The sequence below is a fragment of the Noviherbaspirillum aerium genome (assembly GCF_008929045.1).
In the GTDB taxonomy this organism is placed as follows: domain Bacteria; phylum Pseudomonadota; class Gammaproteobacteria; order Burkholderiales; family Burkholderiaceae_D; genus Noviherbaspirillum; species Noviherbaspirillum aerium.
Genome location: NZ_VFAH01000002.1, coordinates 185,867 through 200,720, shown reverse-complemented (window position 1 = coordinate 200,720; position 14,854 = coordinate 185,867). Strand labels below are relative to the sequence as shown.

Here is a 14,854-nt window from a genome sequence, read left to right as displayed (position 1 = left end):
AGGGCCAGCCTTCAATTTCTTGGCTAATGGCTGAAAGAAAGAACGTCTCATGGATTTTTCAGGTTTCGCGGTTCAGCTGCTTAACGGTCTGGCAGGCGCCTCGTCGCTGTTCCTGGTAGCGGCCGGGCTTTCTCTGATTTTCGGGGTGACGCGCATCGTCAATTTTGCGCACGGTTCCTTCTTCATGGTCGGCATCTACATCGCCTATACCCTAGTCGAGAAGCTGGGCGGCAGCATCGGCTTCTGGCCTGCATTGCTGCTGGCGGCAATCGCGGTCGGAATATTCGGCGCCCTGGTCGAAATCGTCCTCTTGCGCCGCATCTATCAGGCGCCGGAATTATTCCAGCTGCTGGCAACCTTCGCTCTTGTCCTGGTGATCAAGGATGCGGTACTGTGGATCTGGGGGCCGGATGAACTGCTCGGACCCAGGGCGCCCGGGTTTTCAGGATCGATTGAAATTTTGGGACGTCGCTTTCCCTCGTACGATTTGCTCCTGATCGTGGTCGGGCCGGTCGTGCTCGGACTGCTGTGGCTGTTGCTTACCCAGACTCGCTGGGGCACGCTGGTGCGTGCCGCCACGCAGGACCGCGAAATGGTCGGCGCCCTGGGCGTCAATGAAGCCTGGCTCTTTACCAGCGTGTTCGCGCTCGGTGCCTTGCTCGCCGGCCTCGGCGGCGCCCTGCAACTGCCGCGCGAGCCGGCGAACCTGGAAATGGACATGGTCACCATCGGGGCCGCATTTGTTGTCGTTGTCGTCGGCGGCATGGGATCCGTCACGGGCGCGTTCGTGGCGGCGCTGCTGATTGCCGAGTTGAAGGCCATCTGTATCTGGCTGGGCCTGGTCGAAGTCTTCGGTATCAGTATCTCGTTCTCCAAGCTCACTCTGGTGGTGGAATTCCTTGTCATGGCGGTTGTGCTTGTCGTGCGTCCCTGCGGATTGCTGGGCAGGCCGCAGGCACCCACGCGCAATTCCGCGGCTGTAGAGGCACCCCTGCGCCCGGCATCCGGGCTTTACAAGGCGGCGGGCGCGGCCCTTGTCGCGCTGCTCGTGATCCTGCCCCTGTTCCTGGGAGATGCGTCATACATGACCGTTCTTGCAATCGACCTGATGATTGCGGCATTGTTCGCGGCCAGCCTCCACTTCATCATGGGTCCGGCCGGCATGCATTCGTTCGGCCATGCGGCCTATTTCGGATTGGGTGCCTATGGAGCCGCGCTCCTGGCGCGCAGTGCGGGCATGCCAATGGAAGCCGCGCTTGCATTGGCGCCGCTCGCCGGAGCGGCCGGCGCAGTGCTCTATGGCTGGTTCTGTGTACGGCTGTCCGGCGTGTACCTTGCAATGCTGACGCTTGCCTTCGCGCAGATCACTTGGGCAATCTGCTACCAGTGGGATAGCGTTACCGGCGGCAGCAACGGCCTGACCGGCGTCTGGCCATCGGAGTGGCTTAAGGACAAGACGGCCTATTACTATCTGGCGCTGGCCATCGTGGTCGCCGGCGTGCTCCTGCTGCGCCGCGTCCTGTTCTCTCCGTTCGGATACGCGCTGCGCGCCGGTCGGGATTCCACCCTCAGGGCCGACGCCATCGGCATGAACGTGAAACAGTTGCAGTGGGCCGGCTTCATCCTTGCCGGTTACACTGCGGCCATCGCCGGCGCACTGTTTGCGTTCTCAAAGGGAAGCATTTCGCCGGAAAGTCTGCATGTCGCAAAGTCGGTCGACGGCATCGTCATGGTGATGCTCGGCGGCATACAAACCCTGATTGGCCCGATCGTGGGAGCAGTGACATTCAACTGGCTGCATGATACGGTGGCCCGCACTACCGATTACTGGCGGGCCATGCTGGGCGGCATTATCCTGATTCTGGTCCTGCTGTTCCCGCAGGGAATCGCCGGTTTCATCCGGCAGGTATTCGAACAATTCCGTCAGCCGAAGGAGGCGCACCGATGAGTCTGCTAACGGTATCCAATCTTGGAAAGTCCTTCGGCGGCGTCAAAGCGGTGGACGGCATCAGTTTTGACCTGAACGCGGGCGAACTTCTCGCCTTGATCGGTCCGAACGGAGCGGGAAAATCCACCACGTTCAACATGGTTAACGGCCAGCTCACGGCGGACATGGGCTCCATCCAGCTTGATGGGCATGAGCTGGTAGGGCTCAAGCCCCGTGAAATATGGCGCCTCGGCGTGGGTCGAACCTTTCAGATCGCCGAGACGTTCGCGTCGCTGACGGTGGTCGAGAACGTGCAGATGGCCCTGCTGTCGGCCGATCGCAAGCTGTTTTCCATGTGGCGCAAGGCGGCGGCGCATAAACGCGAAGAGGCGCTCGATCTGCTTGACCAGGTCGGGATGGCGGCGCAGGCGGACCGCCCGTGCAGCGTGCTCGCCTACGGCGACGTCAAGCGGGTCGAGCTGGCGGTCGCCATGGCAAACCGGCCAAAGCTGCTGCTGATGGATGAACCGACCGCCGGCATGGCGCCCAGGGAGCGCAACGAACTGATGGCGCTGACCAAGAAACTGGTCGTCGAGCGCAACATGGCCGTGCTCTTTACCGAACATAGCATGGACGTCGTCTTCACCTATGCCGATCGCATGATCGTGCTTGCGCGCGGCCGCCTCATCGCCGGCGGGGCGCCGAACGAGATCCGCGACCATCCGAAAGTGCAGGAAGTTTACTTCGGGACGGGCAAGACTTTCGAGAAATCCACCATTTCGAGGGAGGTCGCGTAATGCAGGCCATGACCCAAGCCGCAGGCGCGGCGCCAACCGTTGCACGGCAGGACGAAAATCTGCTCGACGTCCAGTCATTGAACGCATGGTACGGCGCGGCTCAGATACTTTTCAATGTTGATCTCAATGTCCGCCGCGGTGAAGTGGTTGCGCTGATGGGCCGCAACGGCGCGGGAAAATCGACGACGCTCAAGGCCATCATGGGGCTGCTTCCCAAGCGCCGGGCGCAGATGGCCTTCATGGGACATGACATATCCACCCTGCGGCCGCACGAGATAGCCGCGCGAGGGCTGGGTTTCGTGCCGGAAGACCGCCGCATCTTCACCGATCTCACCGTGATGGATAACCTCTATGTGGGGCGGCAGGCAAAGCGCCTCTGGCCGGAAGGATCGCCGGCTCCGGAGTGGACGCCCGAGCGCCTGTTCAAGCTTTTTCCGAATCTGGGCGAAATGCCGAACCGTCCCGGCGGGCGCATGAGCGGCGGCGAACAGCAGATGCTTACGGTTGCCCGCACGTTGATGGGCAATCCATATCTCGTCCTGCTGGACGAACCGTCCGAAGGCGTAGCGCCGGTGATCGTCGAGCAGATGGCGCACATGATTGTCGAGCTGAAGGCGCAGGGCGTCAGCATTCTGTTGTCCGAACAAAACATGCATTTCGCGGAACTGGTATCGGACCGCGCCTACGTGCTGGAAAAGGGCCAGATCCGCTTTGACGGAACGATGGAAGAACTGGCAGCGAATTCCGCGGTAAGGCAAGCCTACCTTAGCGTCTGATATCCCGACGAATGAAAACGACAACAGTGCCCTTGCCGCTGAACGTCAACGGCGAACAGCATGACCTTGAAGTGCCGCATGATGCGCCACTGCTGTATGTGCTGCGCAACGACCTCTGCCTCAACGGACCGAAGTATGGCTGCGGACTAGGCCAGTGCGGTGCCTGTACCGTGCTGATCGACGGCAAGTGCGCGCGGTCCTGCGTGATTCCGGCGGGCGCTGTCGCCGGCCGGGCGGTCACGACCCTTGAAGGCTTAGGAACCAGACACCATCCGCATGCCGTCCAGCAGGCGTTCATCGAGTGCCAGGCTGCGCAGTGCGGCTACTGCCTTAACGGCATGATCATGACCACTGTCGGCTTGCTGCGGAGGAATCCGCATCCAACCGATCGCGAGATCGCCGATGCCCTGGCGCACAACCTCTGCCGTTGCGGCACCCATGTTGAGATTCTGGAAGCGGTGCACCGGGCCGCAGAACTGCTGGCCGCTTGCAAGGAGGGCTCGACATGACGCGTCGCGCCGATACACCGTACAACCGCCGTGCATTTCATGACGCTTCCGGGGTATTGCTGATCACGCGCGAGCCGCCCCCGCCACCGCCGCCGGTCAAGGGACAGCCTGCCGCCGTCCCCGGAAATCCGGCCGAGGGGGTGGAAATCCTGATCGCCGTCTGGGACGACGGCACCATTACTGCCTTGAACGGACATGTCGACCTCGGCACCGGCATCCGCACTGCGCTTGCCCAGATCGTCGCCGAAGAGCTCGATGTCGGCATCGAGCGCATCAACATGGTACTTGGCGATACGACGCGTGCGCCGAATCAGGGGGCGACCATTGCAAGCTCTTCCATCCAGATTCATGCCGTTCCCCTGCGCAGCGCGGCGGCGCAGGCGCGTGCCTGGCTGCTGGCACAGGCGGGAGAGCGTCTCGGGGCGCCGGCAGATGAACTGGTAGTGCAAGACGGAACCGTGTCGGTTGCCGGCAGTGCATCGAACCGCAGGGTGAGCTTCGGCGAGCTTGTCGGCAACCGCCATGTCGAGCTCATGCTCGACAGCAATGCACCGCTCAAGCGAGCGGAAGACTACAGGATCGTTGGAAAGGATGTCCCTCGTGTCGACATCCCGGCCAAGGCCACGGGGGAAACGATCTTCGTGCATGACGTACGCGTGCCGGGAATGCTGCACGGGCGGGTGGTGCGCCCGCCCTATGCGGGGGCCGATCACGGCGACTTCATCGGCAATTCTCTGGATTCGGTGGACAAGCAATCCATTGCGCACATTCCCGGAATTGTGGCTATTGTAGTGATCCGCGACTTCGTCGGCGTTGTAGCCATGCGCGAGGAGCATGCCGAGCAGGCGATGCGGGAACTTGTCGTGAAATGGAGGGAATGGCCTGCGCTGCCAGATTTAGGCGACCTTGAGATCGCGCTGCGGAACAATCCTTCAAGCAAACGGGTCGTGGCTGAGCAGGGCGATGTGGAAGCTGGCCTGGCCGGCGCCGCCGTACGCATGGACCGCACCTATGTCTGGCCTTATCAGCTGCATGCCTCCATTGGCCCTTCTTGCGCCGTGGCCGCCTGGAGTGAAGACCGCATGACGGTCTGGACCGGCAGCCAGAATCCGCACGTGCTGCGCGCCGATCTGGCCAGGCTCGCGGACATGCCCGACATTGCCATTGACGTCATCCGCCTGGAAGCATCCGGCTGTTATGGCCGCAACTGCGCCGACGACGTTGCAGCAGATGCGGTCCTTCTTTCGCGCGCAGTAGGCGCACCGGTTCGGGTGCAGCTCACGCGCGAGCAGGAACACCAGTGGGAACCGAAGGGCGCCGCCCAGCTGATGGAAGTGCGTGGCGGCCTCAATGCCGACGGCAGCGTCGCGGCCTATGATTTCCAGACATCCTATCCATCCAATGGTGCCGTAACGCTGGCGCTGCTGCTGACCGGTAAGGTAAGCCCGCAGCCGCTTGCGTATGAAATGGGCGACCGCACATCCGTGCCTCCGTACGATTACCGCAATCTCAGGGTAAGCATCAATGACATGGCCCCGATTCTGCGCGCGTCCTGGTTGCGCGGCGTGTCGGCGCTGCCCAACTCGTTTGCCCATGAATGCTACATCGACGAACTGGCGGCCGAAGCGGGTGTGGATCCCGTCGAGTTCCGGCTACGCTACCTGAAGGACGACCGGGCTGCGGAACTGGTGCGCGCCACAGCCGAACGCGCCGGTTGGCTGCCGCATGCAGCGCCGCAACAGCAGGCGCCTGACGGTGAGTTCCTCAAGGGGCAAGGCTTTGCCTATGCGCGCTACGTCCATAGCCGCTTCCCCGGCTTTGGGGCTGCCTGGGCTGCCTGGGTTGCGGATGTGGAGGTGAACCGCAATACCGGTGAAGTGCATGTGCGGCGCGTGGTGGTCGGCCATGATGCGGGGCTCATGATCAACCCCGCCGGCGTCAAGCAGCAGATCCACGGCAATGTCGTGCAAACCACCAGCCGTGCCTTGAAGGAGCAGGTGCAGGTCGACCCTGTCCGCAATACCGTCGTGAACAGGGAGTGGGGAAGTTATCCCATTCTTAATTTCCGGGAAGTACCCGTTATCGACGTCATGATGATGCCTCGCCCCGATCAGCCACCGCAGGGTGTAGGCGAGTCATCTTCCGTGCCGGGAACCGCGGCTATCGCCAATGCCATCTTTGATGCCACCGGCATCCGCTTCCGGCAGCCGCCGTTCACACCGGACGTGGTGAAGGCGGCTTTGAACCCGCCGGCACCGGCGCCGGCGGCGCCGCCCCGCACCAGGCGTTCGTGGTGGAAGCTGCCTGGTGCGCTACTGGCAGGAATTGCCGGCATTGGCGCAGCCTTCTTCGGCTGGAAGCCGATCATCCCGGAGATGAATGCCCCCGCGACGTCGATTTACTCATCGACGGTGATCGAGCGCGGCCGCCTGCTTGCCGCCGCAGGCGATTGTGCCGTCTGCCACACGGCGCCGGGTGGCGCCCGCAATGCAGGGGGAAGGGCGCTTGATACGCCTTTCGGCAAGATCTATACGACCAACCTGACGCCGGATCCGGAGACGGGCATCGGCAAGTGGTCTTTCACCGCGTTCCAGCGCGCCATGCGCGAAGGTATCTCGCGTGATGGCCGCCATCTGTATCCAGCCTTTCCTTATACGTCGTTCACCAAGACCACCGATGAAGACCTGATGGCGATCTACGCCTATCTCATGTCGCAGGAACCGGTACGCGCTGCAACGCCAGCAACGACGCTCGCGTTCCCGCTTAACATGCGTCCGCTAATGGGCGTCTGGAATGCGCTGTATCTGAATCCCGGGCCGGATGCGGAGGAGGCTTCCCGTTCTCCGCAATGGAATCGCGGCGCCTATCTTGTCAATGGTCTGGGTCACTGCACCGCCTGCCATACCCCGCGCAATGCGATCGGTGCGGAAAAAGCCGGAAAGTACTTCCTTACCGGCGCAATGATCGACGGTTGGGAGGCGCCGCCGCTGACCTCGATTACCCATGCCCCCGTGCCGTGGACAGAACAAGAACTGTTCCGCTACCTGCGTTACGGTGAGACCGAACACCATGGCGTCGCGGCGGGCCCTATGGCGCCGGTTGTGCGGGAATTGGCAAAGCTGCCAGAGCAAGATGTACGCGCCATGGCACACTATCTCGCATCGTTTAACCAGCCGGCCCAACCGGACAAGGCGGCGGAAATTGCCGCCGGCATGTCCGCTGCGGCTCACGCCCAGAGTGAACGCCTGGTCAATATCGACAGCCGCCTGTTCTCCACGGCGTGCGGTAGCTGCCACCATGACGGTAACGGCCCGGTCCTGGACGGACGGAACAGCCCGCTCGCCCTGAACAGCAATCTGCATAGCCGAACGCCGGATAATGTAATACAGACCATTCTGCATGGCGTAAGAGAGCCGGCCAACCGGCACGGCGGTTATATGCCTGCGTTCAAGGATAGCCTGAATGACGAGCAGATCGCCCGCATTGCCAATTACATGCGCCAGCGTTACGCATCCGACAAGCCGGCGTGGAACGACGTGGAAGCGACAGTGGCCAGACTGCGCAACGGCCATGCAAGTCGTTAGGTAGAGCGTGTTTGCATTGAGGCGCTGTTTCGTATCGTCGGTAGTTGAAAAGTGCCACGAACGGCGTTTGGCTGTCGATGCGGAGTGAGAATGCAGTAGGGCGGAAGAGCTGGCCTGCTCCGAATTAAGCAGCCGCTGGCATTTATTCAATATCAGTTAGGAATGCACCATGTCTCTTATCAAGATTCGCAAGAAGCTGCTCAATGTCGACACCGTTTATCATGAAGGCGGCCCGGTAGCCGACGTACCGGTCAAATTCGGAAGCATCGCGGTAGTACTGGACAATCCTTACGCCGGCCGTTATGTCGAAGACCTCAGTCCTTTCGTCGAAGCCACGACTGAAATGGCCATGTCCATCGTTCCGGAATTGATTGAAGCCCTCGGAGGCGCGGACAAGATCCAGGCGTACGGCAAGGGGGCTATCGTCGGCGTAAATGGTGAATTGGAACATGGCGCAATCTGGCACATCAGCGGCGGCTATCCGATGCGTAAGCATCTGCCGCACGCAAAATCCATCGTGCCTTCCTCCAAAGTGGTAGCAAGCGCGGGCACCAGGCTTCCGATCCCCCTGCATCACATTGAGGCGGCCTATGTCCGCAGCCATTTCAGTACGATAGACGTCGGCACCCTTGATGGTCCGAGACCCAACGAACTGCTATACGCGCTCGTGATGGCGACCGGAGGTCGAATCCATGAGCGTCTTGGCGGTCTGCGTGTTGATGAAATCAAGGTAGGGGATGGACAGCGCTAAACGAATTCCTGGATCGTCCGACGGCACCCTGAAGTTGCACCAGCACGGAACTGGAATTTGGAGTCAGCGATCGAAAGGTTATGGTGAAGGTTTAGGAGAACTCCTCAACATGATTGCAACGGCATGAAGAAAATCTTCTGAAGAGTTCCTCCCCATACTTTTGCAAAGGCTCGCGACGGACCGGTAGAACGACTGATCAAGTATGCTCGCTAGCGTTGATCTCAGTATGGAAGATAGTGACCTGCACCAGCGACATCAGGCAGGGATACGAGCGCCTTATCCGATGTGACGAGACTAGGAGGATAAAGAGGCTTAGGCAGAGGGCATCATGGCGATAATGTTAAAAATCGAGAATTAACTGCATATTCAATGGCACAGCCGGAACATGGACAAGGTCGGCTTAGTGCCTGATTCTTTGGGTTCATCAAAACCCAAAGAAGGAGGGGATACCGCCAAAGGCAGACGCTCGTACTCTGTTAATAGAGTTCACGCCTTTGCATCTTGCGGTGGTGGGTTCGGCAGCCAAGTGACGATTGTGAAGGTCAAAGCCGCAATGCCGGCCATTATCCAAAGCAGCACGCTGAACCCCGCTTGCTTGACCAATGGGGGCCCAGCAGCCATACCGCCAGGGAGCTGGCGCCAACGATACTGCCAGCCGCATTCCAGCGGCACGTGAACGCATGCGATCGTCTACGTAGCGCGATCATGGCATCGGTGAAGGGGATCGCGCCGAAGAGCGCCACCATGAACAGCCCTTGCAGCACGTATAGCCACCAGCTTTCAGCGTGCGCCGCCAGCGCAAGAAAAGGAATCTGCATTGCCAGCACAATCAGGTAGAGCCGCTTGAGCGGGAAACGGTCCAATAGCCGCCCGGCCACCAGCTGCGCAAGAGAGGCGACTGCGTAGACCGCTGCAAGCAGGAGCCCTAGCATTGCCGGGTCGCGGGTTATTGCAGCGAATCGCACATGTAGGAGTTCGTGGTTGCCATTAGTCGAGAACTTGAAGAGCAGGCTTCCGCTTGTCGCTGCCAGCGTCATGCCTAGGAACACGCGTGACAGCAAGCCTCGAGGCAATCCCGATGGCGTGGCCGCACGCTTGGCTGGAGGGGTGGACTCGGATTTCGCTGCAACGGCAAATGCGATGCCGCATAGAATGCTGACCATGCCCGGCAGGGCGAACGCCGGTCGCCATCCGACATGCTTGACGAGATAGCCAGCTACGACGGCCGCCAGCGCGATTCCAAGATTACCTGCCATGCCATTGACACCAATCGTCCAACCGGGCCGCTTTGCGCCCTGCATCAGCATCGGTATTCCAACTGGATGATAAATAGAGGCGAAACAACCGAGCAGCGCCAGCGCGCATGCCAGTTGCATCGGCGACTGCGCGAGACTTGCCAGTATCGCTGCCGTTCCCATACCAAAGACAAAGATAATCATCAGCGTGCGTCGTCCCCAATGATTTCCCCGTTTTCCGGACGGCAGCGAACCGATGCCGAAGAGGAAAACGCGATGGCGCTATACGGCATCAAATCTTCCCGGCGTGTCAGGCCGAAGTCGTTCGCGAAGATCAAAAGGAACATGTGATCGATTGCATGTCCCAAATAAAGTAGCGCTGCAGTGGACTTGTTGTGCATATGGTTGGCTCTTTCCGCTTTCGAACGAATACGGTTTCTTGACGCACTATGGCCGTCTTGCTCTGATCGGAAGATATTTCTCTTATGCATCGATCATATGGCTTGGTACCAATAATTTTCCTTTTATGGTTTACCATGCCCGTTGCATTTCCAAGTTAATAGATTTCTTTACAGGCTCCCCCGTGTTATGGATGCAACGAAACAACCCGTGAAGTTAGCAGGTTCTTCACTGACTCATTCCTGCCATGTCTGTGCTTTCTTCCATACGCAGGAAGAGAGATACCAAGTTCTCATGCCTTTCATCAAGGAAGGATTTGAAAACGGGGACCGGGCTTTTCACATCGTGAATGCAAGCCAACATGCCGAGCATTTGAATCGCTTGCAGCAAGAGGGTATAGACACCGCTACAGCGCAAGCAAACGGTCAGCTTGAAATCCAGCATTGGCAGGAAACCTACATCAAGGACGGCCGCTTCGACCAATACCAGATGATAGAGACTCTGAAGGCGGCGATCTCCCCCAGCAACAACCCGCCAGGGAAAATTTCACGCAACATTGCCCACATGGAGTGGGCGCTCGAAGACGTACCCGGCGTTCACAATATTGTCGAATATGAGGCACGTCTCAATCAGGCGCTGCCTAAACAGCACGACCCGGTGATTTGCACCTATGACCTGTCCCGGTTTGACGCCAGCGTGGTGATTGACATAATGCGTACGCATCCCATGGTAATTATCGGCGGTATCCTGCAAGAAAATCCCTTTTATGTTCCTTCCGAAGAGATGCTCAGGGAAATCGAAGCACGGAAAATTACCTAGTTATTGCTAACCTGCCGCAGACCATTCTGCGGTCGTACTCGACGACATGCAGATGCCAGAAAATCACGCTGTGGAAGTGGACCGCCTACGGAATCTCACGCGGGACCTAGTTGCTATTTCTACGCTTCCCGCCATTTGGGGAAGCCTCAATCCTGAAGGCGTTGTCAAAAGCTTGTCCAACGTCTTACTGAGCACGCTCAACCTGGACTTCGTCTACATTCGGTTGGCTAATCGTGATGGCAGCGATACTATCGAAAATCTGTGCAGCAAGCGTCACGGAGCCAGCGAGGGTTTCCTGCCCCAGGTTCGGGTGGCACTGGACGCTTTCGTGATGCGATTCGATGCGGATGCGCCAGCAACCATACCTGACCCGTTTGATGACGGAACACTAAGGGTAAGTGTTACCCGGTTCGGCATTGCTGAAGACAATGGCATTGTCGTTGTAGGAGCGCGGCGAGCCGACTTTCCGTCTGAACATGACAGGTTACTGCTAGGCGTCGGTGCAAACCAAGCTGCGTCGACTGTACGACGCCAGCGGACCGAACAAGCACTTCAGCGCAGTGAGGGGCGTTTCCTGGACTTTGCCAATGCGGCTCCCGCCATGCTTTGGGTAACTGAACCTAGTGGTTCTTGCTCGTTTTTATCCCGCGGCTGGTATGAGTTCACTGGACAGCATCAAAACGATGGGATTGACTTTGGATGGATCACCGCCATCCATCCGGAAGACCAGGAAAGGGTTGGTAACGCGTTCCAAGGCGCGAATGAAAATCGGGAAGAATTCACCCTTGAATATAGGCTCTTGCATGCGAATGGCAGCTATCGTTGGGTCATCGACCAGGGCCGTCCGAGACTGTCGTCAGCTGGTGGATTCCTGGGCTTCGTCGGAAGCGTACTTGATATAACCAACCGCAAGCAGGCCGAAGAGGCGTTGAGTGAGACCCAGGCCCAACTTTCTGCCATTTTTGAGATTCTGCCTGTTGGCGTCGGAGTGGTAAATGCCGACGGAATAGTTGTGCTCTCCAATCAGGAAATGCAACGCTATCTGCCGACGAGAATCCAGCCGTCTCTGGATGATGCCCGCCATAGCCGTTGGCGTGCCTATTGGGAGGATGGCCGCCCGTACTGCCGTCAAGATTTCCCTGGAGTGCGCGCGCTCCAGGGAGAACGAGTCGTGCCGGGCATTGAAATGCTCTACACCCAGGACGACGGAGCAGAAATCTGGACGCAAGTGGCTGCTGTGCCGATCAGGGGCGACAGTGGTCACATTACCGGCCAAGTGGCTGTTGTCACCGACATCGATGCTTTCAAACGCACGGAGGCAGCACTCCGCGTATCAGAAGAAAAATACCGATCTCTGTTCAATGAGATGGCACAATCGAACAAGCATCTGAGCGATTTCCTAGCTGTGTTGGCACACGAGTTACGAAATCCATTGGCCCCGATCCTGACAGGGGTGGAGATGATGCGCATTCGTCCCGACAGTCCAGAAACTGTAGTTCGTGTAAGAGATATGATCGAGCGGCAGGCAACTCAGATGGTGCATTTGATCAACGATCTATTGGACATTGCCCGTGTTACTAACGGAAAGATCGAAATCAAGAAGAAACCGATCGATCTGAACAGCATTATCTCAAGTGCCATCGAGACGAGTCTGCCAGTAATTGAAGCCGCTCGACACGAACTCAGCGTGCGGTTATCTGAAAAGCCGTTGAGGCTGAATGCAGATCCGACAAGAATTGCACAGATCGTCGGTAATCTGCTGACCAACGCTGCCAAATACACCTCCCAAGGTGGCAAGATTAAGCTGATCGTTGACCAGGATGGTGCTGAAGCAGTCATTTCGGTCATCGATAACGGAATTGGCATTCCGTCAGATTCACTGTCACAGGTGTTTGAAATGTTTAGTCAGGTCGGACGTAATATGGATCACTCTCAAGGCGGCCTGGGAATTGGTCTAGGGCTCGTACGAAATTTGGTGCACTTGCATGGAGGTACGGTCACGGCCACGAGCGAGGGTACAGGCAAAGGCAGTACATTCATTGTCAGGCTTCCAATTGATCACGTAGATAAGCAACATTACGACGCATATATGTCATCCACCCCGACCGGGATCACGGGCACAACACTGCGTATCCTGGTAGCTGACGACAATTTGGACGCAGCACAAAGCTTGGCATCACTACTAGATATGTATGGTCACGATGTACAAGTGGCCAAAGAAGGAACGCAGGCGCTGCAGGTTGCCAATGATTTCCAGCCTGACGTCGCATTTCTGGACATTGGCATGCCCGGCATGAATGGATATGAGGTGGCGATCCGGATCAGGAAAATGACAGGTTTGGAAGGAATAACGCTTGTGGCTGTAACGGGATGGGGGACGGATGAAGATCGTGCTCGGTCAACAGCGGCTGGCTTTAACAAACATTTTACTAAGCCGCTCTCGCCGACAGCCGTATCTGAACTCCTCGAAGAAATAGGACATTGGCGATAATGTCTACTTATTAGCGCACCGAATCTCATTCGATAGGTCTCCGAGGCTGTATTGAATAGTCGTCGGTAAAAGTGCGGATGGGTATGAAACTATCCTGCTTTCGCGACTCGTTTGCCATACTAGAGTTACTTGTGCCTGAGCTCGAAACTCGCCTCGCCGGCGGAGCTTAGGCGTACAAAGCGACGTCAATGTAGAAGGCAATTGAGCCAACACGCGAGCGGCTTAACTTGCGACCGGTTCGTATGACTGAGTGCAGGCCAGTTCTACGTAGTTCTTGCCGGCTTTTTTGGCTGCATACAGCGCCTTGTCCGCTACATCGATCAAGATGGCAGAATCCGTACAGCCTGTCATCAGTGGCGCCACTCCAATACTGACGGTATAGGCTGGAATCTCCCGGGACCAAGTTTCAGCTGCCATGGACCGAATGCGGTCGGCGACAGAATAGGCATCCTCTTTTGTTGTATCAGGTAACAGTACGAGGAATTCTTCACCGCCGTAGCGGCCGACAGCGTCGCCGCGGCGCAGAATTTGCTGCACCTTCGACGAAAAATCGATTATCACTCGGTCGCCCGTCAAGTGCCCATGGCGGTCGTTGATCTCCTTGAAATTGTCGAGATCGATGATCAGTATGGACATCGGGCGTTGGTCTCGCCTTGATTGCGCCAGTGACTGGTCCAGCAGGGCAAGAAACGCATCGCGTCGATACATGCCTGTCATTTGATCTCGTGTCGCCAGGGATTCGAGTTTGGTCTGCATCGCACGATGGACCATGAGCATGAAGCCGACACTGAGCGCGACGAGCGAGAAGGCGAACGTACCCATGTAGATACTATGAATCAGCGAAGTATCGGTGTTGATCGTCAAACTGCCGTTCTGAAAGAATGCGCCAATACAGCGGGCTAGCATAATGCCTGAGGTCGCCAAGAACATGAGCCCGGTAAATCGTTCGGCAAACCCTTGTTCTTTGAAACGGAAAATCACCAGTCCGCACGCAGCAAAGAGTACAGTAAGGGTAATACTCATGATGATAATGCGAGTCCGATAGTCATCCTGCAGGAAAGTAGCCCACGTCAAGGCAAGTGCGACAGTCCCAGCCAGGAGAACCGGTGGCTTTTTCTTTCGTTTCAAGCCGCCATACTCAGTGAGACTGGTATGCATGGTAATGACGCCAACAACGATTAGCAGATTCGGCAGAAAGCTCGACAAGAAGACAGGAACTACGCCGCGCAGCGCGAAGAGGAACGCTGCCATCGCCATGGTGATGCAGGCGGCGCCCCAACGGCCTAGACCTTTGATATCACGGAGAAGGCCTGAATTAAGAACAAACAGGAGAAATGCACACAGGGTGCCAAAGGCTGCAGAGATGATAATAAAAGCAAGGGGATCGATTCTGGGCACGACGAACATCCTTCAAAACATCATCTACAGAACTGCAGTGTGGCTAACTTCTGCTGGCAACAGAACCTGCCAGACGGGGAAAAGAGATGGTCGCATAGAGGTTGCCTTAGGGCAACCAATATTAAGGGGACGGCCGAATCAAAAGCAGTAGAGGCAGGAATCAAGACG

The 14,854-nt window shown here is 57.8% G+C and carries 11 protein-coding genes; 8 read left to right on the top strand and 3 right to left on the bottom strand.

What is annotated here, in order from left to right:
* Positions 1-49 precede the first annotated feature (49 nt).
* The 6 genes from FH061_RS04190 to FH061_RS04165 all read left to right on the top strand — a co-directional run bounded on the left by FH061_RS04190 (position 50) and on the right by FH061_RS04165 (position 8,344).
* Positions 50-1,948 (top strand): ABC transporter permease, encoded by a 1,899-nt coding sequence (locus FH061_RS04190; RefSeq protein WP_151633298.1) that lies wholly within the window; start codon positions 50-52, stop codon positions 1,946-1,948.
* Complete coding sequence (locus FH061_RS04185) at positions 1,945-2,724, top strand: ABC transporter ATP-binding protein (RefSeq protein ID WP_151633296.1); 780 nt, start codon at positions 1,945-1,947, stop codon at positions 2,722-2,724. Before FH061_RS04190 ends, FH061_RS04185 begins: the two co-directional genes overlap by 4 nt.
* Complete coding sequence (locus FH061_RS04180) at positions 2,724-3,500, top strand: ABC transporter ATP-binding protein (protein WP_404822418.1); 777 nt, start codon at positions 2,724-2,726, stop codon at positions 3,498-3,500. Before FH061_RS04185 ends, FH061_RS04180 begins: the two co-directional genes overlap by 1 nt.
* Positions 3,501-3,511: 11 nt before the next feature.
* Positions 3,512-4,009: a (2Fe-2S)-binding protein gene (locus tag FH061_RS04175; RefSeq protein WP_151633295.1), complete on the top strand. Its 498-nt coding sequence runs from the start codon at positions 3,512-3,514 to the stop codon at positions 4,007-4,009.
* Positions 4,006-7,593, top strand: a complete 3,588-nt coding sequence (locus FH061_RS04170; RefSeq protein ID WP_151633293.1) for a molybdopterin cofactor-binding domain-containing protein — start codon at positions 4,006-4,008, stop codon at positions 7,591-7,593. Before FH061_RS04175 ends, FH061_RS04170 begins: the two co-directional genes overlap by 4 nt.
* A 169-nt stretch (positions 7,594-7,762) precedes the next feature.
* Positions 7,763-8,344, top strand: a complete 582-nt coding sequence (locus FH061_RS04165; RefSeq protein WP_151633291.1) for an amino acid synthesis family protein — start codon at positions 7,763-7,765, stop codon at positions 8,342-8,344.
* Positions 8,345-8,907: 563 nt separating this feature from the next.
* Here the strand turns inward: FH061_RS04165 and FH061_RS04160 are convergent.
* Positions 8,908-9,828: an MFS transporter gene (locus FH061_RS04160; protein ID WP_404822423.1), complete on the bottom strand. Its 921-nt coding sequence runs from the start codon at positions 9,826-9,828 to the stop codon at positions 8,908-8,910.
* Positions 9,783-9,980, bottom strand: a complete 198-nt coding sequence (locus FH061_RS30855) for a hypothetical protein (protein WP_225984477.1) — start codon at positions 9,978-9,980, stop codon at positions 9,783-9,785. Before FH061_RS30855 ends, FH061_RS04160 begins: the two co-directional genes overlap by 46 nt.
* 208 nt (positions 9,981-10,188) lie before the next feature.
* Here FH061_RS30855 and FH061_RS04155 point away from each other — a divergent pair, with 208 nt between their 5' ends.
* A complete protein-coding gene (locus FH061_RS04155) occupies positions 10,189-10,797 on the top strand; it encodes an MEDS domain-containing protein (protein ID WP_225984476.1) in 609 nt (202 codons plus the stop codon).
* Positions 10,798-10,849: 52 nt separating this feature from the next.
* Entirely contained in the window at positions 10,850-13,288 is a 2,439-nt protein-coding gene (locus FH061_RS04150; RefSeq protein ID WP_192804902.1) for a PAS domain-containing hybrid sensor histidine kinase/response regulator, read from the top strand.
* Positions 13,289-13,510: 222 nt separating this feature from the next.
* Here FH061_RS04150 and FH061_RS04145 read toward each other — a convergent pair whose 3' ends face one another.
* Positions 13,511-14,686 (bottom strand): GGDEF domain-containing protein, encoded by a 1,176-nt coding sequence (locus FH061_RS04145; protein WP_192804901.1) that lies wholly within the window; start codon positions 14,684-14,686, stop codon positions 13,511-13,513.
* Positions 14,687-14,854 lie beyond the last annotated feature (168 nt).

Coding starts and splice junctions, on each gene's coding strand:
- FH061_RS04190 (WP_151633298.1), top strand. CDS start 50: ATGGATTTTTCAGGTTTCGCGGTTCAGCTGCTTAACGGTCTGGCAGGC.
- FH061_RS04185 (WP_151633296.1), top strand. CDS start 1,945: ATGAGTCTGCTAACGGTATCCAATCTTGGAAAGTCCTTCGGCGGCGTC.
- FH061_RS04180 (WP_404822418.1), top strand. CDS start 2,724: ATGCAGGCCATGACCCAAGCCGCAGGCGCGGCGCCAACCGTTGCACGG.
- FH061_RS04175 (WP_151633295.1), top strand. CDS start 3,512: ATGAAAACGACAACAGTGCCCTTGCCGCTGAACGTCAACGGCGAACAG.
- FH061_RS04170 (WP_151633293.1), top strand. CDS start 4,006: ATGACGCGTCGCGCCGATACACCGTACAACCGCCGTGCATTTCATGAC.
- FH061_RS04165 (WP_151633291.1), top strand. CDS start 7,763: ATGTCTCTTATCAAGATTCGCAAGAAGCTGCTCAATGTCGACACCGTT.
- FH061_RS30855 (WP_225984477.1), bottom strand. CDS start 9,980: ATGCACAACAAGTCCACTGCAGCGCTACTTTATTTGGGACATGCAATC.
- FH061_RS04150 (WP_192804902.1), top strand. CDS start 10,850: ATGCCAGAAAATCACGCTGTGGAAGTGGACCGCCTACGGAATCTCACG.